General features: G+C 43.2%; 22 protein-coding genes and 1 tRNA gene. 16 read left to right on the top strand and 7 right to left on the bottom strand.

Annotation, left to right across the window (positions count from 1 at the left end; genetic code table 11):
- The first annotated feature begins 55 nt into the window (after nt 1-55).
- The 3 genes from L3V37_RS20545 to L3V37_RS20535 all read left to right on the top strand — a co-directional run bounded on the left by L3V37_RS20545 (nt 56) and on the right by L3V37_RS20535 (nt 3,863).
- The gene (locus L3V37_RS20545) at nt 56-946 is read left to right on the top strand and encodes a cytochrome-c peroxidase (protein ID WP_225466146.1); all 891 of its coding nucleotides are present in this window, start codon (nt 56-58) and stop codon (nt 944-946) included.
- Nucleotides 939-3,296 carry an ATP-binding protein gene (locus L3V37_RS20540; protein ID WP_237306924.1) on the top strand — a complete coding sequence of 786 codons (2,358 nt, stop codon included), beginning with the start codon at nt 939-941 and terminating at the stop codon, nt 3,294-3,296. The genes L3V37_RS20545 and L3V37_RS20540 overlap by 8 nt, the downstream gene beginning before the upstream one ends.
- Nucleotides 3,297-3,395: 99 nt before the next feature.
- Nucleotides 3,396-3,863: an OsmC family protein gene (locus tag L3V37_RS20535; RefSeq protein WP_237306922.1), complete on the top strand. Its 468-nt coding sequence runs from the start codon at nt 3,396-3,398 to the stop codon at nt 3,861-3,863.
- 75 nt (nt 3,864-3,938) lie between these two features.
- Here L3V37_RS20535 and gdhA read toward each other — a convergent pair whose 3' ends face one another.
- A complete protein-coding gene (gdhA, locus tag L3V37_RS20530) occupies nt 3,939-5,291 on the bottom strand; it encodes an NADP-specific glutamate dehydrogenase (RefSeq protein ID WP_005373174.1) in 1,353 nt (450 codons plus the stop codon).
- 305 nt (nt 5,292-5,596) lie between these two features.
- Between gdhA and L3V37_RS20525 the strand changes: the two genes are divergently transcribed.
- On the top strand, nt 5,597-6,607 hold the full coding sequence (locus L3V37_RS20525; RefSeq protein ID WP_017633657.1) for a DUF2804 domain-containing protein: 1,011 nt from the start codon (nt 5,597-5,599) through the stop codon (nt 6,605-6,607).
- 7 nt (nt 6,608-6,614) lie between these two features.
- Complete coding sequence (locus L3V37_RS20520; RefSeq protein ID WP_005373167.1) at nt 6,615-7,472, top strand: sterol desaturase family protein; 858 nt, start codon at nt 6,615-6,617, stop codon at nt 7,470-7,472.
- Between the two features lie 16 nt (nt 7,473-7,488).
- Here L3V37_RS20520 and L3V37_RS20515 read toward each other — a convergent pair.
- A tRNA-Gly gene (locus L3V37_RS20515) sits at nt 7,489-7,563 on the bottom strand.
- Nucleotides 7,564-7,934: 371 nt separating this feature from the next.
- Here L3V37_RS20515 and L3V37_RS20510 point away from each other — a divergent pair.
- Together L3V37_RS20510 and L3V37_RS20505 are read left to right on the top strand one after the other, a co-directional pair.
- Complete coding sequence (locus L3V37_RS20510) at nt 7,935-8,453, top strand: DUF4136 domain-containing protein (protein WP_005382627.1); 519 nt, start codon at nt 7,935-7,937, stop codon at nt 8,451-8,453.
- Nucleotides 8,454-9,028: 575 nt separating this feature from the next.
- On the top strand, nt 9,029-9,709 hold the full coding sequence (locus L3V37_RS20505) for a DedA family protein (protein WP_237306921.1): 681 nt from the start codon (nt 9,029-9,031) through the stop codon (nt 9,707-9,709).
- A 125-nt stretch (nt 9,710-9,834) separates the two neighbouring features.
- Here L3V37_RS20505 and L3V37_RS20500 read toward each other — a convergent pair whose 3' ends face one another.
- The 3 genes from L3V37_RS20500 to L3V37_RS20490 form a co-directional block, all read right to left on the bottom strand.
- Nucleotides 9,835-10,158: a hypothetical protein gene (locus tag L3V37_RS20500; RefSeq protein WP_054574645.1), complete on the bottom strand. Its 324-nt coding sequence runs from the start codon at nt 10,156-10,158 to the stop codon at nt 9,835-9,837.
- An 86-nt stretch (nt 10,159-10,244) separates the two neighbouring features.
- Nucleotides 10,245-10,703 carry a hypothetical protein gene (locus L3V37_RS20495; RefSeq protein ID WP_017633653.1) on the bottom strand — a complete coding sequence of 153 codons (459 nt, stop codon included), beginning with the start codon at nt 10,701-10,703 and terminating at the stop codon, nt 10,245-10,247.
- Nucleotides 10,704-11,030: 327 nt separating this feature from the next.
- Nucleotides 11,031-11,672, bottom strand: coding sequence for a murein L,D-transpeptidase catalytic domain family protein (locus L3V37_RS20490; RefSeq protein ID WP_017633652.1), 642 nt, complete (start codon nt 11,670-11,672; stop codon nt 11,031-11,033).
- Nucleotides 11,673-12,520: 848 nt separating this feature from the next.
- Here L3V37_RS20490 and L3V37_RS20485 point away from each other — a divergent pair.
- Nucleotides 12,521-13,096, top strand: a complete 576-nt coding sequence (locus L3V37_RS20485) for a DUF1629 domain-containing protein (protein WP_053349404.1) — start codon at nt 12,521-12,523, stop codon at nt 13,094-13,096.
- 139 nt (nt 13,097-13,235) lie between these two features.
- Here the strand turns inward: L3V37_RS20485 and L3V37_RS20480 are convergent, their stop codons facing one another.
- Nucleotides 13,236-15,596, bottom strand: a complete 2,361-nt coding sequence (locus L3V37_RS20480; RefSeq protein ID WP_054574642.1) for an EAL domain-containing protein — start codon at nt 15,594-15,596, stop codon at nt 13,236-13,238.
- A 473-nt stretch (nt 15,597-16,069) separates the two neighbouring features.
- Between L3V37_RS20480 and rbsD the strand changes: the two genes are divergently transcribed.
- From rbsD to L3V37_RS20440, 8 genes are all read left to right on the top strand, one after another.
- Nucleotides 16,070-16,489, top strand: coding sequence for a D-ribose pyranase (gene rbsD / locus L3V37_RS20475; RefSeq protein WP_005382620.1), 420 nt, complete (start codon nt 16,070-16,072; stop codon nt 16,487-16,489).
- 23 nt (nt 16,490-16,512) lie between these two features.
- A complete protein-coding gene (rbsA, locus tag L3V37_RS20470; RefSeq protein ID WP_025767874.1) occupies nt 16,513-18,018 on the top strand; it encodes a ribose ABC transporter ATP-binding protein RbsA in 1,506 nt (501 codons plus the stop codon).
- Nucleotides 18,015-18,998 carry a ribose ABC transporter permease gene (gene rbsC / locus L3V37_RS20465; protein WP_005382618.1) on the top strand — a complete coding sequence of 328 codons (984 nt, stop codon included), beginning with the start codon at nt 18,015-18,017 and terminating at the stop codon, nt 18,996-18,998. Before rbsA ends, rbsC begins: the two co-directional genes overlap by 4 nt.
- Before the next feature lie 87 nt (nt 18,999-19,085).
- Nucleotides 19,086-19,964 (top strand): ribose ABC transporter substrate-binding protein RbsB, encoded by an 879-nt coding sequence (rbsB, locus tag L3V37_RS20460; protein ID WP_005373143.1) that lies wholly within the window; start codon nt 19,086-19,088, stop codon nt 19,962-19,964.
- A 222-nt stretch (nt 19,965-20,186) separates the two neighbouring features.
- The gene (gene rbsK / locus L3V37_RS20455; protein ID WP_047101385.1) at nt 20,187-21,104 is read left to right on the top strand and encodes a ribokinase; all 918 of its coding nucleotides are present in this window, start codon (nt 20,187-20,189) and stop codon (nt 21,102-21,104) included.
- A 35-nt stretch (nt 21,105-21,139) separates the two neighbouring features.
- Nucleotides 21,140-22,162, top strand: a complete 1,023-nt coding sequence (locus L3V37_RS20450) for a substrate-binding domain-containing protein (protein ID WP_025767871.1) — start codon at nt 21,140-21,142, stop codon at nt 22,160-22,162.
- A 499-nt stretch (nt 22,163-22,661) separates the two neighbouring features.
- Nucleotides 22,662-23,393, top strand: coding sequence for a nicotinamide riboside transporter PnuC (gene pnuC / locus L3V37_RS20445; RefSeq protein ID WP_237306919.1), 732 nt, complete (start codon nt 22,662-22,664; stop codon nt 23,391-23,393).
- A 10-nt stretch (nt 23,394-23,403) separates the two neighbouring features.
- Entirely contained in the window at nt 23,404-24,135 is a 732-nt protein-coding gene (locus L3V37_RS20440; RefSeq protein ID WP_130546285.1) for a nucleoside phosphorylase, read from the top strand.
- Nucleotides 24,136-24,200: 65 nt separating this feature from the next.
- Here L3V37_RS20440 and L3V37_RS20435 read toward each other — a convergent pair.
- A partial coding sequence (locus L3V37_RS20435) for an integrase core domain-containing protein (protein WP_155489908.1) occupies nt 24,201-24,294 on the bottom strand: 94 nt, incomplete at its 5' end.

Raw genomic sequence — 24,294 nt, 5'->3', positions numbered from 1 at the left:
ACTAGCTGTTGTAACACTCATTTTGAGCCAAACAACAACCGCAAGAAACGCGAAGATGTTAGGTGATATCTCCCTAGTTCAGCCCATACAGGGTGATCCTAATGTGGATATTAAGCTAGCGAGAATTGGCTGGCATCTCTTCCGCGATCCTCAATTATCGTCAAATGGTAATGTCAGCTGTGCGACATGCCACAATCTGCAAACCAATGGCGCTGAAAATACACCTGTCTCTACGGGGGTGAAAGGTGATGGAATTAGAAATTCTATAACAGTGTTTAATGCAGCGTTAAATTATCGTTTTTTATGGGATGGTACGGAAAACACCTTGATGGCTCAGATTGATGGTCCAATCCATAATCCAATGGAAATGGACTCAAACTGGCAAACAATAGAGCAATATGTAAAAGAGAGTGAACATTATCAAGCGCTATTTAATCGTGACGGTGAATTGCCGATTAACGTTCATAATATCAAGTCCGCTATTGTGGAGTTTGTTGAAGGGCTGCAGACGCCTGGCGCACCATTCGATGCTTACTTATTGGGTTACACGCATGTACTGAGTGAACAGCAAATCAGAGGTTGGAAAACATTTCAGACTTCAGGTTGTGTGCAGTGTCATCAGGGCAAAAATATCGGCGGAGCGATGATCCAAAGGTTCGCCTATTTCAAGGATAAGCCAGTAGTAGAGGACTCGGGCAGGCAACTCGTTACGATAGAAGATGAAGAGCGATTCTATTTTAGAGTAGCCAGTTTACGCAATGTCGCGCTAACGAGTCCTTATTTTCATAATGGGCAAGTCGATAAGTTATCCGACGCGATACAAATCATGGCTAAAACCCAGCTCGGTATAACGATGAACGATGAGAATGTCGCGGACATTGAAGCATTCTTGCAGTCGTTGACAGCACCTAGACCCATAATTTTAGAGGTGTTGGAAAATGAATAAATTCAAACTGATCAACTTTTGCTTTTTTATTGGGATACTGACGTGTTGCACACTGGCGTATATGTCGTATATGAACTCAAAAAACGCTCAAGAATTTCATGCAGAGCTAATGAATATCGGACATGAGTTGATTGAAGAGCGTGATGTTATCGTGAACCGATATGCCGTTGAAGATAGGAAAAACTATGAGTTAACAACATCTTTAGTAGAGATAGAAATCGCAGCACAGGCACTGTTGGAATCATCAAAGGCATCAGTTTGGTTTCCCGTGACACCCAATCGTATAAAAGTTAGGGATACGCTTGAACAGTTTAAGGAGCGAGTGCTTCAAACAACGTTGAAGCTTGATATGTTAATTGGTGTTCAGGTAGAAAATCGGTATGCATTACTCATGTTGTTCAATTTATATCAGCAAGAGGTTTCTATCGAGAGCGGTCAATCATTGGGTGGCAGTCGTTATTTTGAATTTCTCAACCAGTTGCTTCTAACACAAACTGAAGTTGAGAGTGAAAAGGAAGCGAACTTCCTTAAACGGCTTCAAACGAGTGATAAAAGAATTGAATTGCTGACGAATGAACTGCTTGATCACACTTATATTGAGTTTGTCGAAAGCTCAGAGCATCGGTTACTCAATATTGCTCAAAGTGAGGCGCGTTTTACGTGGTTGTTTGTATTTATCGCGGTGATGTTTCTGGTTAGCGCGTTTGTTTATCAGTCACATCACCGAATGCATAACTTAAAACAGTTGAATCTTGAAATTGAAGAGGCGAGAAACAAAGCCGAGCGAGCGGCAAAAGCGAAATCAAATTTTCTCGCTGCAATGAGTCACGAACTAAGGACGCCGATGAATGGTGTACTAGGGCTTTCTCAAATGATTGCAGAAGAGACCAAAGAGCCGACGACGAAAGAGCATATTAGGGTTATTCTTGATTCTGGCCAGCATCTGATGACTATCCTCAACGATATTTTGGATTTTTCTAAAGTTGAAGAAAACAAACTGGAATTTGAGCAAGCTAAGTTTAAGCTCGATCAAGTGCTTTCTCCGGTGTGTAGCGCAATAAAACCACTTGTTGATGAAAAAAATATCGAGTTAATCTTGGAAAACGAGGTTTCTGAATATACTGAATTTACTGGAGATTGTGCGCGTTTACGACAGATCTTGTTTAATCTCGCCGGTAACGCGGTGAAGTTTACCAATGAAGGGCATGTGCTGGTTAGAACTGAGTTAGATGAATCGAATCAGTTGTTGGTCATGCGCGTGAGCGACACCGGTATTGGTATTGCGCCAGACAAGCACGAGCATATTTTTAACTCGTTTGAGCAAGCAGACTCATCAACGACTCGAAGGTTCGGCGGAACAGGGCTTGGGTTAGCCATCGTCAAAAAACTAACCGATTTGATGGGTGGCCATATTACTCTGAAGAGTATAGAAGGCGTTGGAAGTCAATTTATCGTTGAGTTGCCGATTCCTTGGGTAGAATCTGCTCCGAAAAAGCAGCAAGAAGCACCGAAACCTCGCGCAAAATCACACCATTTAAAGATACTACTTGCTGATGATAACCGTGTGAATGCCATTGTGGCAAAGGGTTTTTGCGAAAAGCTTGGGCATGAAGTGGATGTTGCAGAAAATGGATTAATCGCGGTTAAAAAGGCGAAAGAGAACGAGTACGACCTGATCTTGATGGACAACCATATGCCCGAGATGAATGGCGTTGAGGCGACACGCGTTATCCGACAAGAGTTAGGTATCAAGACATTACTCTTTGCGTACACGGCAGACGTATTTCGTGAAGCCCATGATAGCTTTATTCAAGCAGGAGCAGACCATGTGCTTACAAAACCGCTACAGCATGAGAGCTTTTCAGACGCTCTCAAACAGTTTGCAGCCAGACTCGAACCGAAACAGAATCCGCCACTAACGAGTGACAGCAATGTGCTTCAGTTGCAACGTAAGCCAATCGAGAACTTAAGGTTAACAGAGGAAGAACTCTCCCGCTCAGGCATGTTTGCTTCTTTACGAGATGAGCCAGAAGCGATCGACGAGCTGCTAAAAAGCATTATTGTCGATTTTGAGACATCTGTTGATGAGCTTATTGAATACTTTATGGCTGAAGACTTTGCTTCATTAGAGCTGACGTTGCACAAAACGAAAGGGATGGCACTGAACCTAAGTTTACCTATTTTGGCGAGCCAAACGGAGGCCCTGGAAACTCAACTTAAAGCCAACCAAAGTCCCGAGATTGAGCAGTTGCAGATGCTGATCAATCGGTTACAGGTCAACATCCATCAGTCTCATAGACTTTTGGATGATATCCAGAAGAACAATGCCGATCCTCAACAGATTTTATAGTCCCTGTGAGTGCGATGCTTTCCTTAACTCATTTTGTTGTGGTTTACTGTGGCAAGGACGGATAGTGTTGATTCGTCGTCGGAAAATCAGGGAGTTAGAATGAGTAAGCATTCCGCTTTAATCAAATGGCATCGTAAAGCTAGCGAAGAGTTTAAGGATAATAAGTATAGTAGGGCACACATTTGGCAATTTGATGGAGGGTTGCAAGTCCCAGCATCTCCATCTCCCCACGTAGTACCATTACCACTATCCGTAGAAGAAAACGTTGATCCAGAAGAAGCGTTTGTCGCGGCACTTTCTAGTTGTCATATGCTCGTTTTCCTGTCTATTGCAGCAAAGCGGCGTTACGTTGTGGACAGTTACTTCGATGAAGCGGTAGGGGAGCTTGAAAAAGGCGAAAACGGAAAAGAGTGGGTATCAAAGGTAACGTTAAACCCTAAGATAACATTTTCAGGTGAAAAACAACCGACACCATCTCAATTAGAAAAACTGCACCACATGGCCCATGAGAATTGCTTTATCGCCAACTCCGTTAAAACAGAAGTGACAACGCTTATTGCGAATTAAGTGGAGCTCTTTATCAAAAGCGCGGCCTATTACAGAGTTATATTAAGCCAGCAGTCATCCTGCTGGCTCGTTCATCTAGACGACACCTTGCTCAATCATTGCATCAGCGACTTTTCTAAAGCCTGCAATGTTGGCGCCTAAAACTAAATTTCCAGGTTGGCCAAACTCTTTACTGGTTTCGTTTGCATTGATGAAAATATTTTTCATGATGGTTTGCAACTGACTATCCACTTGTTCAAAAGTCCAGTTTTGCATGCTGGCGTTTTGCGCCATTTCAAGTTGACTGGTTGCAACACCGCCTGCATTGGCTGCTTTGGCAGGCCCATAAGCTATGTCTGAGTCCACGATAATATTGGCAGCATCACGGGTGGTTGGCATGTTCGCCCCTTCACTAATCAAAATACATCCGTTTTCGATAAGAGCCAGTGCGTCGTCTGACGTTAATTCATTTTGAGTCGCACAAGGGAAGGCAGCATCAGCCTGATATCGCCAAACAGCATGTCCTTCATTAGGATAGTCGCCCTCTGGTGTGTATTCTGCTTCAGGGTAAGTTTCTAAATATTCTTCTAAGCTTGCTCTTTTCACTTCTTTCAGTTGTTTTAGGAGCTTAAGATCAATACCGTGCTCATGATAGATCGTACCTCGAGAGTCGCTGCATGTGACTGGCGTTGCTCCCATATGGTACAGTTTTTCAATGGCGTAGATAGCCACGTTGCCAGCACCAGAAACGAGGCAAGTTTTCCCTTTCAATGAATCGTTGCGGTCGTTGAGCATGCATTCTGCAAAATAGACGGCGCCATATCCTGTCGCTTCTTTTCTGGCGAGTGAGCCACCCCAAAGCAGACTCTTGCCTGTAAGCACACCTTCGTAGCGCCCCGTCAATCGTTTGTATTGACCAAACATATAGCCAATTTCGCGCGCCCCGACACCGATATCGCCTGCGGGCACATCGGTGGTAGGACCGATGTGACGGTACAACTCGTTCATAAATGATTGGCAAAATCGCATGATCTCGCCGTCGGATTTTCCTTTAGGATCGAAGTTTGAACCGCCTTTGCCGCCACCGATAGGAAGGCCAGTCAGTGCGTTTTTAAAGATTTGCTCAAAGCCGAGGAATTTTATGATGCTCGCATTGACTGAGTGATGGAATCTCAATCCTCCTTTGTACGGCCCCAAAGCAGAGTTGAATTCAACTCGATAACCTTTGTTTACTTGTACATTTCCAGCATCATCAACCCAAGGAACTCGAAACATGATTTGACGTTCTGGCTCGACGATCCTCTGGATAATCGCTTGTTCCTTATATTTATTATTGCCTTCTATTACCGGCGCGAGAGAAGTTAATACTTCTTCTACCGCTTGGTAAAATTCTTTTTGCGCAGGGCTACTGTGTTGCAACGCAACAATAGTATCGTGTATGTATGACATAGATTTCTTCCTTGATGTGAATAAGCAATCAGTTTATATGAATGTATTTCCATTAAATAGTGATTTTGACCAAGATTCAATGGCTGTAGTGGTCTTTCCTGCGGATGAGAATGTGCAGCTTCTAACCCGGGCTGTGTTGGTTGAGATAGGTAGGGCGAGCTAAGTAAGCGGGTGGTTGAGTGATCAGTTTCACATATAACAAGCAGAAATCACTTTAGTCGATGTTGTTGTGCAGTTACGCAAATTGTTTATGTTAACGTCATGTTAAAGTTTTTGTGTGTGATAACTTGTGAAAAGACAACTATATGGATGAGCTTAAGGTTCTGAACTCGTTTATTCAGCAGAATGGCCTACCAGCGTTTGGCCACCTTGATGGAATTCCAACATCGTTACAGCTAGATAAATTTACTTACCTCGATGAGATGGATAAGCCAGTGTCTAAGTGGCGCCGTTACCGCGATTATAAGCAGTTTCAGTTCGTCAATTTGGTCACACCTGATTACGTCATTGGAGTAGCGATTGCTGATATACGGTATTTAGCATCCGGCTTTTGCTACCTGTTTGATATTAAAAAGAATAAGTTGATTGAGCAACAATGGTTGAAACCTTTTAATATAGGTTATCAAACTCAGCCTTCCAGTTGGTGCAGTCTTGCCCATCTTGCTAACAAAAGAGTTCAGTTTTCTATTAAGGATGGTATTTGGCACGTCCACTTTGTGACAGAGTCAGTCAATGCGGATCTCTATTTACGTCCAGAAAATATGAGTTTGCCATTAATGTTGTGTACGCCAACAGGTTATGCGGGTTGGACATATACTCAGAAGCACAATGCGTTAGCAGTAGACGGTAACTTGTTCATATTAGGAAAAGAGCAAGATCTTTCAGAGGTGGCTGCTGGTTACGATTTTTCCGCTGGGTACATGCGGCGAGAAACAAGTTGGCGCTGGGCGAGTATCAATTGCTTTGAGGATGACAGGCGTCTGGGGTTGAACTTGGCAGCTGGCGTTAATGAAACTGGCTATTGCGAAAATGTATTGTGGATTAATGGTCAGCGTCACTTTTTGCAACCTGTGCAGTTTCAGTTTTCACGAAGTGATGAAGGGCAAAAGTGGCATATTACGTCTGAAGATAAACGAGTTAACTTACAGTTCACGCCTTTGAATCGACGCTCAGAGAAGAAAAATTTTTGGCTTCTCAAAAGTAACTTTCGTCAGTACATCGGTTATTTCTCTGGCTATATTATCGATGGAAATGGCATCAAACATCAGTTAGAAGAAGTTATGGGTCTTACTGAAGATCACTATGCAAAATGGTAGAAACACAATGGATTGGACGCAGTTGATGGACCGCCCAGAATTACTTCTGATGATTCTGGCTCCAGTTTTCTTTTTCTGCATGCTTGCCGAATATTGGTTCGGACAAAGAAGGGGACGCTTGCCTGAAAGCGCGACGTATTACTTCCCTGAAGTAGCGTGTAATTTTGTTCTTGCGGGCTTACACCAAGCGACAGACATACTCACGGGTTTACTGATTGCTCAGTTGTATTTGTGGTGGTTCGATTGGCGTTTGTTTGATATCGAAATGAGCGTCTCAGCTTTTCTTTTACTTGTTGTCCTGCAAGATTTTTTCTATTACTGGTTTCATCGGGCTAGCCATCGTATTCGTTGGATGTGGGCCGCGCACGTTGTTCATCACAGTTCGGAAAGAATGAACTTCAGTACCGCATTTCGTCAAAGTTTAATGTATCCGCTAGCGGGGATGTGGATTTTTTGGTTGCCCTTGGTGATTATTGGTTTTGAGCCAAAATGGGTTGTCTTCGTTGTGTTGTTTAATCTGGGCTTACAGTTTTTTGTTCACACCCAATCAATTCGTTCGCTCGGGCCACTAGAGTGGGTATTTAACACGCCGTCTCATCATCGCGTTCATCATGGTGTGAACCGTCAGTACATCGACAAAAATTATGCGGGTGTATTAATTATTTGGGATCGAATGTTCGGAACGTTTGAACCAGAGGTGGAAACGGTTCGGTATGGGGTTTCTAAACCTGTAAACAGCTTTAATCCCATCCGCGTGACGTTTGCAGAATGGAAAGACATGTTTTATGACGTAACTCGACCAAACTTATCATGGAAACAACGCTGCCGCCGTTTGTTCGCTCCGCCATCGGATTTTTATGAGTAAATTGGGATAAAGAGATTGGAGCGGGCAGCGGGAATCGAACCCGCATCATCAGCTTGGAAGGCTGAGGTAATAGCCATTATACGATGCCCGCGCATCGATAGGACTCAGTTAATATGCCACACTGGACGAAAAAGAAAAGTCTTTTCTCATCAAATGTTTGTCAGTTGCCTAAAAAAGTAGCGGACTGATGTTAAAGTGTTCATTGTCTCTGGTTTTTTGTGGCACTCGCGATTCCGCTACGAAGCCTAGGGGCTTCCAATTAGGTCGTAAACACCGAATTCTTAGGTGTTTAGATGTTGATGATATTCAAGATTTTCTGTGTAAAGGTTAATCTCGTTTATTGAACAGTCACGTTTCATGGTCAAGACTAGATATTGAAATGATTACTTTTTACTGTTGATGCGTATGTATAACACAGGGTAATTCTGCTGAAACAGTCAGCTTAACCAAAGGAGATTTAACATGATGAGAGGTTTGATATTAGGGCTGGTGGTGATGCTGGTATCTGCTTGTACTACCGTTACAACCGATGTAGATAAACAAGCCGACTTTTCAGCTTACAGAACGTTTGACTTCGGTGCTCAGGCGGAAGCTCCTACCAGTATTGATGGTCGACGTATTGAGCAAGGGCTTGCTGAACAGCTTGAGGGTAAGGGGTTAATTAAGGTAAACAGTGGCGGTGACCTTTACGTACATCATGATATCGTAGAAGAATCCGAGCTTGTTTCTTCAGGATCGTCGGTGAGCTTTGGCTATGGCTGGAATAGCTTTGGTGTGATCACTTCAAGCCCAGAAAGATATAAAGAACGTAAGTATGGGAAGTTGGTGGTTGAACTGGTTGATGCAAAGGCTAATCAAGTCGTTTGGAAAGGCGTTTCAAGTCGTAAACTGTCTGAGTCAATGAGCTCTGAGAAAAGAGAATCTCTCATCCAAGAAGAAATCGCGAAGATGTTTGAAAGCTACCCTTACGGTGAAAAATAATTAGTATTCTTAACGATTAAGAATACTAATTGCCAATAGTTACGCACAGGGTTAAAAGAACTTATCATTTTGGTTCTGGTTACCTTTGTGCGTACGACTCTGATTGCTTTACTCGGACTACTTTTCTGCTTGTTGGCTCCGAGCATGAGCCTTGCGTACTCACACCCAAATTTTCTTTCCTTTCATAACCAGAATATTGCTGTTGACGCTAAGTCGAAGCACTTTTCAGAACATCCTATCTCTCCAGTACAACAAGACTATCCGAGTTTAAACAGCCGGAATAGATTGAGGGTTAGCCATGCTAAGGAAATGAGCTCGAACGACGATGTAGAACCCGAATGGTTTGAAATGCTTGATGTAGCATGGTGGGCGCATCGTTCGGCAATTTACTCGATGAAGTGGCTAAAACGCATCGGCAATGAGGCTTTAGATTGTTGTATTGAATGTATTTTTACCCACTCTAAATACAGAATCGGCGTGAGAAAAAAATCGAATTTCATATACCGCTTTATACATGCTCGCTAACACACTCCATGTTTTTGCAACTTTTGGTTAATTATGCTTAGGAGCGGTTTATGTTTGATTCGATAGTTCAGGTCTTGAGTGCCTTTTGGCATCAAGATTTCACGGCGTTAATGGCGCCAAGCAGTGCAGGTTTGGTTTATTTTGTTGTTGCTGTGATTATCTTTTTGGAAAGTGGCTTTATTCCTGCTGCACCTTTCCCATGCGACAGTGTCGTCGTATTATCCGGTACGCTGGCGGCGGTTGGCGCCCTTGACCCAATTATGATCATGTTGGTGATAGCTGTTAGTGCGGGATTGGGAAGTTGGGCGGCTTATTTACAAGGCAAGTGGCTAAATCGCTTACCTAAGGTCCAAGGCTGGGTGAGTGCGGTTCCTCAAAAGCGCCTGGAACAAGTCGACGTATTACTCAGTAAACATGGATTGATTGCGCTTTTTTGTGCGCGGTTTATTCCGGTTGTTCGTTCCCTATTGCCATTAATGATGGGGTTGCGAGTGAAACGTATTAGTAAATTCCATTACTTTGCGTGGCTGAGTGCGATTTTATGGACGCTGATATTATGCGGTTTTGGTTCATTACTTCCTTTGCTACCAGAAAATATGAGCAAAGCAATCACAATGCTATTAATGGCGGCACCAATAATTACTCTTGTGATTGGAGTGCTTAGTTTCTTGTTTGTTAAAGCACGTCGAGCGTTCTGTAAACCCAAGGATGTGTCAGAGTTTTCCCAGTAAGTTTACTTTGATTTGCACTTTTAAGCTTGTATGCAGATTAGACATCTAATCGACAGGTTTTTGTCAGTAAAAAGAAAGGCGCATACATTGCGCCTTTCTTTTTGAGTGTCGTTAGGGTTTCGAATTTAATAGCCAATGCTATATAGGTATTCACCAACTTCTTTACACTGAGACTTGTAGATGTTCTCTACTTCAGACTCATTCTTATCTGCTGCTTTAAATTCGAGTTCGGCAGACGATAGCTGGTCAAAGCTGTAGTCTCTCTCAGACATTAAGTAGTGTCTGAACATCGCTCTGTGTTCCGGAACTGCAATACGTGCGTTAGAAACGTTGGCACACTCTAACAGAGTGTCGTTACTCATTTCTTCTGGCTTAGTTTCTGTGTTTGCTAACGTTGAGCCCGCTGAAAATAGTAATGCTAGTGCGATGGTTGTAGCGATTCTTGTCATTATATGGACCTCAAATTGGTTCTAGTAACAATGAGCATATTGGCTCTTATCGTTACATTTTCGTGTTCTCTGTATGTCATAAAAAGTTAAACAACAGAGAAGGCGTTGCGACCATGAGTAAAGACGTACATTAAGTTCGCTTCCTTTCTTCCTGAGAGGCGATAAAGAGAGCGTTGACTCATGAGTCCGCCATAACTGTCTAGAGGTAAGCGAGATGCTTGTTTTGCCAACTCCAGTAGTGGTGGAGAAGAGAAAGCAATAAGTAAAAAATAATCAGGAGTAAAATCTGATGATAAAACGCCATCAGTAGCTGATGTTCGGCGACAGGAGACAAGCCCGAACAACTCGCGCTTTATATGTAGGTAGTAACTTTCTGATCCCCAAGAACTCAGAGAAGCTGAGGCATGAAAATCAGTGTGTGCTAGCTCAAAATCGTCTTGTTGTGAGAGTTTAAGTAAACGCTCGGAAGTGTAATGTTTGGTGTGGTGCCACTCATGCGCATATGAAGCTGTGATGAGCCCTGAGAGCAGGGACAAAGAAAGCATCAATAATATACGGTGTAGATAACGCAAGAAGTAACCCTAAACATATAAAGCCACAGTTACCCACCATGATTAAGGAATCTTAGTGGAACTATGATAACGATGAAAGCCAGTGTCTGATCAACTCAGCGTATACTAACGAGATGGAAGGGGGATGAACAGAATTTTCTGATCGCACTTAGGCATATGAGCGAATAACACAATAATTTTCGCTTTCGAGTAAGCGAAAATGGAAAGAGAGTTGTTGCACAGGACGATTAAGCTAACAGGATTATTACTGGGGAAGAAATAGAATCTTCTTTTTTCTTCCCCATATGTGTCACACAGGTATTACGCGCTTGCGTAAATAACGCTTCCGCCTTTTATAGTGTCAATGATCTCGCGAGACAACTTCTCTGGCAAAGCAGGGCAACCCCAACTGCGTCCGAGGTATCCATTCTTCTTGATGAAGGAAGGGTTTGCGTAATCGGCACCGTGCACGACAATGTAACGCTCGCGAGCTTTGTCGTTTAATCCAGAGCTTAGCCCATCTAATCGAAGTGAATAGCCATTTGAGCCGTAGTAAGTGGTATCAGTCAAAAAAGTGCCCAATGATGTTTTTCGCGAGTTCACGACATTTGAAAACTGTGTCGCTGTTTTCTTTCCGCTGTTCACGCCGTGAGAAACATACGTATTGTAAATTAGCTTCTTTTTATCTAAATCAACCACATAAAAACGCTTTTCAGTTGACGGTTTACTATAGTCGATGATCGTTAGTACCGACTTCTTTCTATCGGGTGTCTTCTGATAAGCGATGTAAGCGTCACTGAACAACTTAAAGTCTACTATGCCATCTAGCTTGGCTTGTTTAAACACATGTTCAACTTGCTTTGGTCGTAAATGATCCCTGGGTTCGTTATCTGATTGTTTTGCAAAAGCAAAAGGTGAGACAGACAACAGCGCACATGTAAATAATATAATTAACTTTTTCATCTTGGCTAAATAAAACTCTATGGTGTTACAAATTTACCGATTGCTTCATGCATTCGTTAAAACAACATGCACATCAATATAATTCTATTCCCAATGTTTCTTATTGCACGCTTAGGTGCTTGATATTGGGTTGACGATAATTTATCGAGTTAAAAACTAACTGTTTGAAACTTATATAAAATATGAAGTTTGACGATGGTTTCTATAAACTTCGGCGTAAATAATATCTGATATATGTAATTAATAAAACTGTGTTTAAGGATATTTGTGAAGTTGCCAATTTATAAAAACGGCGTTTTATTTTTCGTACTTTAGAAACTCTTTTTATTTCAATGTGTTTTCTTTTTCTACGCTTTATCCAATACCTCAAAAGTTTGTGATTTAACTCGTAACAAATCGTAACGCCGAATCGTTATGTGTATAAGTGCATTTATAATGTATGAATAAACAACAGGGTGGTAAGAAAAGGCAGTAAAACAGCGGTGAATCGGTTGTTTTTAATTCACGATTGACAAAGCCAAGTCTAAGTCGTACAAAAATTGAACTTGTGAATGTATCGTTTAAGTGAGAGTGATGAGCTCGACAAAAGTGAAGTGATGCGTGCTATTGTTTATTCTCTAATTTATTCGATTACATAAGGAAGGGTACATGGTAAAAATTGAAAAAATAATTCTATCGTGTGGATTAAAAAATATAAATAGTAAAAATTCGAAATTAAAAGATAAGAACGCCATATCTGAATTCATTAAATTTTTGAACATGAAAGTAAACTCTATCTATTATGTTTGGTTTGGTGTGAGAGTGCTCGTCTCATTAAGAAAAGCGCTCAAATTTATTTAAGGACGGTTATGACAGCATTTAATAAAGTGTTTATTGTCACTCCCAATGTTAATGATTTTGCAATGTTGCAAGAGTCGCCATTGGAAATGTCTCTTCAAGTAACGGCAAGCAAACCTATCCAACTCTATGGAGAGTCTGTTAAAGCCAGTTGGAAAAGTATTGATATTGAATGGTTAGACGTTAAGGGTGAAAAGCCATTACCCAGGCCTGATATTGCAGCATGGGGATCTTTTACTCTTGCTGTATCCGCTTCTATTGCGGATAAGCTCGATGTGTTGAGCGAGAATGTCGAATTTTTACCATTAAATCTACAAGGAAAGCCTTGGCGAGCATTAAACATTGTCACTCAAATTGATGCCATTGATACCTCTGCTACCGAGTATAATCTTCGTCATGGTAAGCTAAGTCGTGCTAGACCGTTTAAGAAACTCGTTTTGAATAGAGAAGCCGTTAATGAATCTGACTTGTTCAGAGTAAAAGGTGCTGGGCTCAGAACGTTTTGCACGGACAAAAAAGGTGGCTTGTACGATAGCGTCAAAGCGCTGAATTTGACCGGTTTGGATTTCAAGGAAGTGCTGGTTTAAAAACGAATAAATAGTGATTTACTCAACTAAAGTCATAGATATAGGTATGGGGGAACAAAAGCTGAGCATCTATCAATGAAGCTCATATACAGCTAAATACAGCCGCCACAGTTATGACTGCTGTACGTCTCCCCTTAACTTATGTTCTTGAAACCCTAATTGAGCTGACCATGGACGCATCAAATCGACTGTCGTCATTTGCCGATTGCCACCACAAGCTCAATTGTTCTTTAGTCATTGGTTTGCCAAATAAATAGCCTTGCATATAGTCGCAGCGGTATGCCGATAGCCATTCATGCATCATATTGTGTTCAATACCTTCTGCTGTAACCGTTTTATTTTGGGCATGGCATAGCTCAATAATAGGTTTGATCACATGGCCGTTGTTGGTGTTCATCAATGTAACGAGGAACTCTCGATCAAATTTGATTTTTTGAACCGGATACTGAACGAGCTGAGTTAACGATGTGTAACCAGAACCAAAGTCATCAATTGCAAGACGGTAGCCACGTTTTGATAGCTCATCAAGTAGAGCCGTGCCTTGTTGTTCTGCGGCAAAGGTTTCGGTTATTTCTATCTCAATACATTCTGGTTTAACACTGTGCAGTGTCGCTTGTTCATGGATGTAGTTTGCCATTTCTATCGAGTTTAGCTCTGCTGATGAAAGATTGACCGAAAGAACAATATCCTTACCGAAAATATTCCTTAATTGATGGTATTCCGCTGTTGCATTGGCGAAAACCCAGCGGTCAATTTTATCAAATAATCCGGCTTGCTCTGCAATTGGAATAAACTCCTTTGGAGGGATAGGGCCGATACCTTCGGCTTCCCAGCGCAACAAGACTTCTAACCCCTCAATTTCGTTGCTTCGATTGTTCATATAGGGTTGAAAAACAAGGTGAAATTCTTCCTCTACATTGCTTTTTCGGAGCGCACGTTCAAGTTGACTTCGTCTTTGAGACTCAATATTGAGAGCGGCTGAATAATAGGCGTATTGATTTTTCCCTGCCCGTTTTGCTTGATACATAGCCGCATCGGCACTGGAGAGTAACTTCGCGATGTCAGTACCGTCTTGAGGATATTGTGCAATACCTACGCTTGCCGTAACGGGAAATGAATTACTCCAAGATGAACTGAGATTACTAATCGGTTTTAGCAGCTCTGATGCAAGCAAATCAGGCAAGCGTTTTACCTCTTGATTTGAGCTCAGCAAAATCGCAAATTCGTCACCAGATAACCTGGCGGCAAAGCAGGGACTGTTGTAATCGTGCGAGAACTTTTGACAGGCATTCTTGATGTGTGATGAGAACACTTTTAATAAGTTATCTCCTAATTCATGCCCGTATTTATCATTCACGTATTTAAAGTTATCAAGATCGACGTAAACAACCCACAGAAACTGCGAAGGGGAGATAAGTTCACGAGTGGCAAGCTCATGAAAACGATGGCGATTGGCGAGTTGCGTCAGGTGATCCGTTTCAGCTAGGCGTTTTGTCTTTTTATAGATGACATTAAGTTCCTCATACATATCAAAAAAGCGTGCAGAGAGGCGTCCTATTTCATCGTTTGTTTCTAGCTTTTCAATATTGTCACGTTGATTAGATTCAAGTTCGTTCAGCTGCTTATCAAGGCGAGAAACAGGGCGCAACACATAGCGGTACAACACCAAAATGATTAATGTGATGGTGAAAAACGCCGCTACGCCAAAGGAGAAAGCAAGTTCTAGCCACACTTTATCGACTTTGTTCCACATTAAATATTCGGCAGGAGAAAGCACGGCATAAAAGTGCGGCAGCAGCTCAATGGTTTGAGCTAGAGGAATATCAAGATAAATGGGTTTGTCGGCGAAAGTAATCACGCTGTGCGTGTCAAACTCGATGTCATGCTTAATCTCGTTAAAGGCTTCAAGTGATACGGAAACTACCACAAAAAACACATTTTTCGAGTCAAAGCTCAAAGGGTGAGTCCCCGTTCTTTTGTCGACGACCTCATATTGAAGAAGAATGCTTTGTCCACTGGAGTTATAAATAAAGCCAGTGTGACTGAAAGCCTCTCTCTCATTGAAACTTCGTGATATGTACTCTAACACCTTTGGGTCGACCACACCTGATGATTCGTAATATTTGTTTTCTGTGTAGTAGAGAAGGTTTTGTTTGCCGTCGAGGATCGCCATGCTCGCATCGCCTTTGTAACCATGGCTTAATACTTCAGCGGTCTCGTCTAATCGATTAAACAAGACTCGCTCACGATAGGGGTTGTTATGATTAACCAAATAGTCTTGTAATACATCACTTTTACTGAGCGTATAGGCATAGCTATTAAGAAAAATATTCGCTTGTCGAAACTGCCCGGCGAGCTTTTCCATTTGCAACTGAATATAGCTGTCTTCCCGCTTGATGAGCGTCACTTTTTGAATGCTATAAATAATATAGCTAGATACTAACGCGCTTAATAAGATCACTGGCGCGACAAGCAAAATGACTCTATTGCTTAACTTCATTATGGTTCTTAGTTTCCGTTTGTGTCCCTACAAACGTCGCGTACCAGGTAAGGTACTGAACGGATGATGTGTTTTGGCAAATTGTAACCAGATTGTAAGGTGAGCGTTCTCCAAAATCAGGCAGCTATCTAAGAATTGTGATGACGTGAAAGGTTTCGAGCTTATTAACTAGAGGTTTTCTCAGTAGTTGGACGTCTCTTTTCCTCCCTCCCTGTATAAAACCTAACTGTAATGACAGGGAAATACTGTCATCGAAACGTTTCGATGACAAAGTGTGACTCAAGTGCACTTTTCCTATTCAATGACAATTGAATTACAGATCATTCTCACACCTTATCGATCTCACACTGGTCAAATTGCGATGACGAATTATTATTTCATCGAAACGTTTCGATGAGTTTTCTGTTAATAACGAAAACACTTTAAAACAGGCGCTCATGGTTGTATGAACGTGTAACCGAAAGGTCGATGAGATGAAAAAAAGTACCCTAATTAACTCAGATATTTCTTACTTGGTGGCGACGCTAGGCCACACCGACGAGATCACGATATGTGATGCTGGTCTACCAATCCCAGAGCATGTTCAGCGAATCGATTTGGCGCTAACGCATGGGGTACCAAGTTTTCTTGATACTGTTCGCGTAATTCTATCTGAGTCCCAAATCGAAGGGGTCATCATTGCGGAAGAGTTCTCTGATGCAAGCCCAGTTTTGCATGAAGCGTTGCTCAACGAACTGAGCAAAGAGAGTGAAGAAACGGGCAAATCTATTGAGGTGAGCTACGTGTCACATGAAGCGTTTAAAGCACGCACGGCCCAAAGTCGCGCTATCGTAAGAACGGGCGAATGCTCGCCATATGCGAACGTTATTTTCCAAGCGGGCGTGGTTTTTTAAGCCAGAGATATTGAGGACAGATTATGACTCAAGCCATTCTACAACTAAGCGAAATTGAGAAGGCGTTTCCGGGCGTAAAAGCACTCGACAAAGCAAGCCTGAATGTTTATCCAGGCCGTGTTATGGCACTGATGGGTGAAAATGGAGCAGGCAAGTCAACGTTAATGAAGGTGTTGACAGGCATTTACCACATGGATGCGGGGAGCATTCAATATCAAGGTCAGCCGGCGGCCTTTAAAGGTCCACGCGATTCACAGGAAGCTGGTATTAGCATTATTCACCAAGAGCTGAACCTGATTCCTGAACTGACGATTGCCGAAAATATTTACTTGGGACGAGAGTTCACTGGCTCCTTAGGGCGTATCCAGTGGGGCAAAATGTATGACGAGGCTGACAAGCTTTTAAAACGTCTGAATGTAAAGCATTCATCAAAAACATTGCTTGGCGATTTAAGCCTTGGTGAACAACAAATGGTGGAAATTGCAAAGGCACTTTCGTTTGAGTCGAAAGTCATCATTATGGATGAGCCAACGGACGCATTGACCGATACCGAAACGGAATCACTGTTTAAAGTGATTAATGAGCTTCGTGCTCAAGGATGCGGCATCGTATACATCTCGCATCGTCTTAAAGAAATCTTTGAAATCTGTGACGACATTACCGTGCTTCGTGATGGTAAGTTTATCGGTGAGTGCAAGGTGTCCGACACTGATGAAGATGGCCTAATTGAAATGATGGTTGGCCGAAAATTAGAAGAGCAATATCCACGTATTGATGTCCAACATGGCGAAACTTGTCTTGAAGTCATTGGTTTGACTGGGTCTGGCGTTCAGGATGTGAGCTTTACTCTCAAGCGTGGTGAGATTCTTGGAATTTCTGGCTTGATGGGCGCAGGCCGCACTGAACTCATGAAAGTCATTTACGGCGCATTACCTAGTGAGCATGGTGTTATCAATCTTGATAACAAAACTATTAACCCGGTTAGCCCGCAAGATGGCTTGGCAAATGGTATCGCTTACATCTCTGAAGATCGCAAAGGCGATGGTTTGGTTTTAGGTCTTTCGGTTAAGGAGAACATGTCACTTTGTTCGCTAAACCAGCTGACCAAAGGCTTCCAGATTCAACACAGCGACGAAGTGATTGCAGTGGAAGATTTTATTAAGTTATTCAACATTAAAACCCCAACGCGAGATCAAATCATCGGCAACTTATCTGGTGGTAACCAGCAAAAAGTTGCGATAGCGAAAGGGTTAATGACGAAACCTAAAGTTCTGATTCTGGATGAGCCGACACGTGGTGTTGATGTCGGAGCAAAAAAAGAGATTTATCAGCTCATCAACAAGTTTAAGGCCGAAGGCATGAGCATCATCTTGGTTTCTTCCGAGATGCCTGAAGTGCTCGGCATGAGCGACCGTATTTTAGTGATGCATGAAGGTCGTATCACTGGCGAATTTGATGCGAAAGACGCCGATCAAGAAAAATTACTCGCCTGTGCCGTAGGCAAAGAGATCAATGAGGAAGCAGCATGAGTACGAATACCATGAGCAAACCAACCGAAACTGGCAACAAGAAGTTGTTCACAAAAGAGTGGCTGATTGAGCAAAAATCACTGATAGCTTTGATCTTTCTGATCGTTGTTGTGTCATTTTTGAACCCGAACTTTTTTACGGTCGACAACATTCTCAACATTCTTCGTCAAACCTCCGTGAATGCCATTATCGCAGTGGGTATGACATTAGTTATTTTAACAGCAGGCATCGACTTAAGTGTTGGTTCGGTATTGGCATTGTGTGGTGCCTTTGCGGCAAGCATGATTGCGCTTGAGGTTCCGGTGCTGGTGGCGGTTCCAACTGCTTTAGTCGCAGGTGCAGCGTTAGGTGCGATCAGCGGTATCATTATTGCGAAGGGTAAGGTGCAGGCATTTATCGCTACGCTGGTTACCATGACGTTACTACGCGGTGTGACCATGGTGTACACCGAAGGTCGTCCAATCTCGACAGGCTTTACTGACACCGCGGATGCGTTCGCATGGTTTGGTACTGGCTACGCGCTAGGCATTCCAGTTCCTGTTTGGTTAATGGTGGTTGTGTTCGCTGCGGCTTGGTATTTACTTAACCACACGCGCTTTGGTCGCTATGTTTACGCACTAGGCGGCAATGAGTCTGCGACTCGCCTATCAGGTATCAATGTAGACCGAGTGAAGATTGGTGTCTACGCCATCTGCGGTATGCTAGCAGCGCTTGCAGGTATTATCGTAACGTCTCGTCTTTCTTCGGCGCAACCTACAGCGGGTATGGGCTACGAGCTAGACGCTATCGCAGCGGTTGTTCTTGGCGGTACCAGCTTGATGGGCGGTAAAGGCCGTATCATGGGTACCTTGATTGGTGCGCTGATCATCGGTTTCTTGAACAATGCACTTAACCTACTTGATGTTTCTTCCTACTACCAAATGATTGCAAAAGCAGTGGTTATCTTGCTGGCGGTATTGGTAGACAACAAAAACAAGTAATTCATAACAATCTGTATATATAAAACAGTGAATACAAACCGAGTCAGGGGACGTGTACTGGCTCACCCTACACAAAGGACTAGAACGATGAAAAAACTTGCAACTCTTATCTCTGCTGCACTTCTTTCTTCAACCGTATCGGTAGCGGCGCAAGCTCAAGATACCATGGCGATTGTGGTTTCGACGCTAAACAACCCGTTCTTCGTAACGATGAAAGACGGTGCGGAAGCAAAAGCGAAAGAATTGGGGTACGACTTAATTGTACTGGACTCGCAAAATGACCCGAGTAAAGAACTGTCGAACATCGAGGATTTAAGTATTCGCGGCGTAAAAGCAATTCTTATCAACCCAACGGATTCTGATGCAGTGTCTAATGCAATTCGTATGGCGAACCGTTCTAAGATCCCTGTGTTGACATTAGACCGTGGTGCAAGCCGTGGTGAAGTTGTGAGTCACATCGCGTCGGACAACGTAATTGGTGGTGAAATGGCAGGCCACTACATCATGGAAAAAGTCGGCGAAAAAGCAAAAGTCATTCAACTTGAAGGTATTGCGGGCACATCGGCAGCGCGTGAGCGCGGTGAAGGCTTTATGAATGCCGTGAAGGGCAGCGATATGGATCTTCTTGCTAGCCAACCGGCTGACTTTGACCGCACGAAAGGTCTAAACGTAATGGAAAACCTGCTAGCGGCTAACCCGGATGTACAAGCGGTATTTGCACAGAATGATGAAATGGCGCTAGGTGCACTTCGCGCAGTTCAAGCTTCTGGCAAAGATGTCGTTATCGTTGGTTTTGATGGTACGGAAGACGGCATTGCAGCAGTTAACCGTGGCAAACTAGCGGCAACTATTGCTCAGCAACCAGACCTTATCGGTGCTTTAGGTGTTGAAACGGCTGACAAAGTTTTGAAAGGTGAAGAAGTAGAAGAGTACATCCCAGTACCACTAAAAGTAGTCACTAAGTAAGTTTTAAGTTCAATAAATCATCCTAATTTTTGCTCTCTCCTCCGTTTATATCTGTCGTTTAGGAGGTGAGGGCAAACTTACCCAAAATACTGCAAAGTGTGGGGTATAGATGCCTTTGGCTTTTTATCGAGACTCCTTCATCAGGAAGAGAAGTTAAAGTCATCTAATGTATTTTCCTAAACAGTTTTTAAAAAGGGTTCATTCAGAACCGAGGATAACCGTATGAATAAGTTAGTGGTGTTAGGTAGTGTAAACGCTGACCATGTTCTTCAAGTGCCTTCTTTCCCTCGCCCAGGCGAGACGCTGCATGGTCGCAACTATCAAGTTATCCCAGGTGGCAAAGGTGCCAACCAAGCCGTCGCGGCGGCGCGATTAAATGCAGACATCGGTTTTATCGCTTGTGTGGGCGACGACTCATTCGGCATTAACATTCGCGAAAACTTCAAAATGGACGGCATCGATATCACTGGTGTGAAGATGCAGCCAAATTGCCCGACAGGTATCGCGATGATTCAAGTGTCGGACAGTGGTGAGAACAGCATTTGCATTTCAGCTGAAGCAAACGCCAAACTGACAGCAGAAGCGATTGAGCCAGATTTAGAGCGTATTCGCCAAGCAGATTACTTGCTAATGCAATTGGAAACGCCGATGTGCGGCATTGAGAAAGCTGCGCGTGTAGCGAAAGATGCCAAAACCAATGTCATTCTGAACCCAGCGCCAGCTCGCGAACTGTCAGATGAATTACTGTCTTGCATTGACGTGATTACACCAAATGAAACGGAAGCTGAAGTTCTGACAGGTATTACTGTAACAGACAACGAAAGCGCGCAAGAAGCGGCGAATGTGCTACATGGTAAAGGTATAGAAATTGTCATGATCACACTCGGTGCAAAAGGCGTTTGGCTAAGCCAAAACGGTCGAGGCGAAATCATCTCGGGTTTCCGCGTTGAAGCGACGGATACTACCGCAGCGGGCGATACATTTAATGGGGCATTCGTCACTGGTCTCCTAGAAGATTTACCTTTAGAATCAGCGATTAAGTTTGCACATGCGGCGGCTGCAATTTCTGTGACCCGCTTTGGCGCGCAAACGTCGATTCCAACCCGCGAAGAGGTGGACGCGTTTCTCGCTGAACAATAAGGCGCACAACGCCTCATTAAAATAGGAGTAGTAACATGGCGACGATGAAAGACATCGCAAAACTGGCAGGGGTTTCCACTTCAACAGTGAGCCATGTTATTAACAAGACGCGTTTTGTGAGCGAAGAGATCTCTGAACGCGTTAACAATGCCGCAAAAGAGCTTAACTACTACGCGCCCTCTGCGTTGGCGCGTAGCCTCAAAGTCAATCGTACCAAAACCATTGGTATGCTCGTGACAACCTCAACCAACCCATTCTTTGGCGAAGTCGTAAAAGGCGTCGAACGCAGCTGCTACCAAAAAGGCTACAGCCTCATTTTATGTAACACCGAGGGTGATAACGAACGTATGCGTCAATCCATTAATACGCTATTGCAAAAGCGTGTCGATGGTTTGATCTTGATGTGCTCGTCGCTAGAAGGAGAGCGTATCGATGTATTTGAGCGTTACCCAGATATCCCAGTTGTGGTAATGGACTGGGGGCCGATGCTATTTACAAGCGATAAAATCCAAGACAACTCACTTCGTGGCGGTTACTTAGCGGCGAAATACTTAATTGATTGCGGCCATACCGAAATTGGGTGCATCACTGGCCCTTTGATTAAACACCAAGCGCAAATGCGATACGAAGGTTACAAGCGAGCAATGAACGAAGCTGGCTTGGAATTTAATGCCAATTGGATCATTGAATCGGACTTCGAGTGTGAGGGTGGGTATCAAGCGTTCAAAAAAATGGCTCAGCGTGGCGCATTACCTAGCTCGATTTTCGTCTCTAACGATATGATGGCGATGGGGGTGATTAACGCCGCAAATGAGCTCGATATTAAAGTGCCGGACGACCTGTCCATTATTGGTTACGATGACATCCATATCGCGAAATTTATGTCGCCATCGCTAACTACCATTCATCAGCCTAAGTACCGTTTGGGGCAGGCTGCCGTTGAGACTCTTGTCCGAAAGTTGGATGAAAAGTCAACAGAGGCACAGGTCGTACAATTAGAGCCGACTCTAGTGGAACGAAAAAGCGTCAAGAGGTTAAAGTCAAACGTCACTGAATGACGTGTGATGTTGAGCTAAAAAATTAAAAAAGTCGTTTCTCTTTATACGATAAAGCCTTACTATCGTCGTTGATTATAAATAAAACTATTAATTGTTGTCTGGCGGATTAGTTAAATGTTATCAAAAGGTTACGCTAAGTTATCTGTAAAACACCCTTGGTTTCACCGAGTTAATGTTATTACAGTTGTATTGATTTTTTTTGTGAGCTGCTATCAGCTACTGGTTAATGAAGCATTTGAGTACGCAATTGGCTTTATTATTACACTTTTGGCGTCAGCTTTATTTGCATCAGCTTCTGCATTCAAAAAACGCTATCTAGGCTTGGATTCATAGGCACGTCTATTTCCAACATCGTTCAATAGCATCATTTATTGCTTTCAAGTAAACATTGAACTGAATTATGATCGAGTGCATCAAGAGGAGGACAAATGTCCTCCTTTTTGTTGGGGATCACGCTCTAATATAAGCGTATTCCAAACAAAATAATAAAGGACATGTTATGGACCTCTTTGCCTTACTCGATATTAATAATACTCTCGTTAACATTCCGATCGGCGACGGCTACGCAATGAGTTGGATCGAAGCTTTCGGTACCGTTTTTGGACTGCTTTGCATTTGGTTTGCCAGCCAAGAAAAAACCATCAACTACTTATTCGGTTTGCTGAATGTCACGCTTTTTGCCGTTATCTTTTTTCAAATTCAGTTATACGGATTATTGCTTCTTCAATTGTTTTTCTTCTGTGCGAACATTTACGGCTGGTATGCGTGGACCCGCCCAAACGCACAAGGTGAAACGCTGGAAGTTCGCTGGTTAAATAAACAGAAACTTATTACTACTGCCTCTATTAGCGTTGCATGTATCGCATTATTAACGATCTATATCGACCCATTTTTCTTTTCGCTAGCAAACATTGCTGTTGATAGCTTGAATCTCTTTGGTGCTGGCTTGGCTGAACCGGTGCTTGAGCCTGACGCGTTCCCGTTCTGGGATGCAACCATGACAGTGCTTTCTGTGGTTGCACAAATTCTGATGACACGTAAATACGTCGAAAACTGGATTCTATGGGTCGTGATTAACATTATCAGTGTGGGTATCTACGCGACGCAAGGTGTTTACGCAATGTCTGTTCAGTACGCGATTCTTATGTTCATCGCTGCCAATGGCACGCGTGAGTGGGCTCGTAGCGCTAAGCGCAATGGCGATAAAACCTTAGCGCACGCTGCTGTGTAAGGAACGAAAAATGGCCAAACAACCTCATATCGGAGTGGATGAAACACAAATCTCTCCTCTCGTTATTGTATGCGGCGAGCTAGATCGAGCGAATCGTATCGCGGCATTATTTGATGATGCAGAAATGGTGTCGGAAAACCGCGAGTACCGTGTGTTTACCGGCAACTACAAAGGCAAGCCTGTTTCAGTGTGTAGTACAGGTATAGGTGCGCCATCGATGATCATCGCAGTGGAAGAGCTAAAACAGTGCGGTGTGACTCATGTGGTACGTGTTGGATCGGCGGGGGCAATGCAATCAGGCATTCACCTTGGCGAGTTGATCATTGCCGAAGGCGCGGTAAGAGATGAGGGCGGCTCTAAAGCGTATGTCGATTCGTCTTATCCAGCCTACGCAAGCTTTTCACTGTTAAAGGAAGTTGAGCGTTACTTGTCGATGCAAAAAGTGCATTATCATTTTGGTGTGGTGCGTTCTCACGACAGTTTCTATACCGATGACGAAGATGCAATATGCCAACATTGGAACAAGAAAGGCATCTTAGGTGCCGATATGGAAACCTCTGCGCTGTTTACGGTCGGTCGACTACGAGGCCTTCATGTGGCTTCGATATTAAACAACGTGGTGCTGTATCAACAAGATGTGAAAGAAGGTGTTGGTCAGTACGTTGATGAAGCCAAAGTAATGATGCAAGGTGAGAAGAGTGCCGCGATTACGGCATTAGAAGCCTTGGTTGCTCAGCGTTAGCCAGTCTCTATCTCAGTAAGTCACATAAACAGTGACCCGTCCTGATATGGGTTGACACTTTTTAACTAAAACGCTCGATGTACTTCATCGGGCGTTTTGTATTTTAAAGCCGTATGAGGCCTCATTTGATTATAGATATCTACGGACTCTGCTACCATC

It is taken from the genome of Vibrio sp. D54, assembly GCF_021728075.1.
GTDB lineage: Bacteria > Pseudomonadota > Gammaproteobacteria > Enterobacterales > Vibrionaceae > Vibrio > Vibrio alginolyticus.
Note: the sequence above shows the minus strand (reverse complement) of the source record. Positions and strands in the feature narration are given on the sequence as shown.

Bases quoted from the DNA above. Each gene is read 5' to 3' on its own strand.
- L3V37_RS20450 (WP_025767871.1), top strand. From the start codon at position 21,140: ATGGCGACGATGAAAGACATCGCAAAACTGGCAGGGGTTTCCACTTCA.
- pnuC (WP_237306919.1), top strand. From the start codon at position 22,662: ATGGACCTCTTTGCCTTACTCGATATTAATAATACTCTCGTTAACATT.
- L3V37_RS20480 (WP_054574642.1), bottom strand. From the start codon at position 15,596: ATGAAGTTAAGCAATAGAGTCATTTTGCTTGTCGCGCCAGTGATCTTA.
- L3V37_RS20440 (WP_130546285.1), top strand. From the start codon at position 23,404: ATGGCCAAACAACCTCATATCGGAGTGGATGAAACACAAATCTCTCCT.
- rbsK (WP_047101385.1), top strand. From the start codon at position 20,187: ATGAATAAGTTAGTGGTGTTAGGTAGTGTAAACGCTGACCATGTTCTT.
- L3V37_RS20525 (WP_017633657.1), top strand. From the start codon at position 5,597: ATGGATGAGCTTAAGGTTCTGAACTCGTTTATTCAGCAGAATGGCCTA.
- L3V37_RS20485 (WP_053349404.1), top strand. From the start codon at position 12,521: ATGACAGCATTTAATAAAGTGTTTATTGTCACTCCCAATGTTAATGAT.
- L3V37_RS20500 (WP_054574645.1), bottom strand. From the start codon at position 10,158: ATGACAAGAATCGCTACAACCATCGCACTAGCATTACTATTTTCAGCG.
- rbsC (WP_005382618.1), top strand. From the start codon at position 18,015: ATGAGTACGAATACCATGAGCAAACCAACCGAAACTGGCAACAAGAAG.
- L3V37_RS20540 (WP_237306924.1), top strand. From the start codon at position 939: ATGAATAAATTCAAACTGATCAACTTTTGCTTTTTTATTGGGATACTG.
- L3V37_RS20520 (WP_005373167.1), top strand. From the start codon at position 6,615: ATGGATTGGACGCAGTTGATGGACCGCCCAGAATTACTTCTGATGATT.
- gdhA (WP_005373174.1), bottom strand. From the start codon at position 5,291: ATGTCATACATACACGATACTATTGTTGCGTTGCAACACAGTAGCCCT.
- rbsD (WP_005382620.1), top strand. From the start codon at position 16,070: ATGAAAAAAAGTACCCTAATTAACTCAGATATTTCTTACTTGGTGGCG.
- L3V37_RS20535 (WP_237306922.1), top strand. From the start codon at position 3,396: ATGAGTAAGCATTCCGCTTTAATCAAATGGCATCGTAAAGCTAGCGAA.
- L3V37_RS20490 (WP_017633652.1), bottom strand. From the start codon at position 11,672: ATGAAAAAGTTAATTATATTATTTACATGTGCGCTGTTGTCTGTCTCA.
- rbsA (WP_025767874.1), top strand. From the start codon at position 16,513: ATGACTCAAGCCATTCTACAACTAAGCGAAATTGAGAAGGCGTTTCCG.
- rbsB (WP_005373143.1), top strand. From the start codon at position 19,086: ATGAAAAAACTTGCAACTCTTATCTCTGCTGCACTTCTTTCTTCAACC.
- L3V37_RS20505 (WP_237306921.1), top strand. From the start codon at position 9,029: ATGTTTGATTCGATAGTTCAGGTCTTGAGTGCCTTTTGGCATCAAGAT.
- L3V37_RS20495 (WP_017633653.1), bottom strand. From the start codon at position 10,703: ATGCTTTCTTTGTCCCTGCTCTCAGGGCTCATCACAGCTTCATATGCG.
- L3V37_RS20545 (WP_225466146.1), top strand. From the start codon at position 56: ATGTTAGGTGATATCTCCCTAGTTCAGCCCATACAGGGTGATCCTAAT.
- L3V37_RS20510 (WP_005382627.1), top strand. From the start codon at position 7,935: ATGATGAGAGGTTTGATATTAGGGCTGGTGGTGATGCTGGTATCTGCT.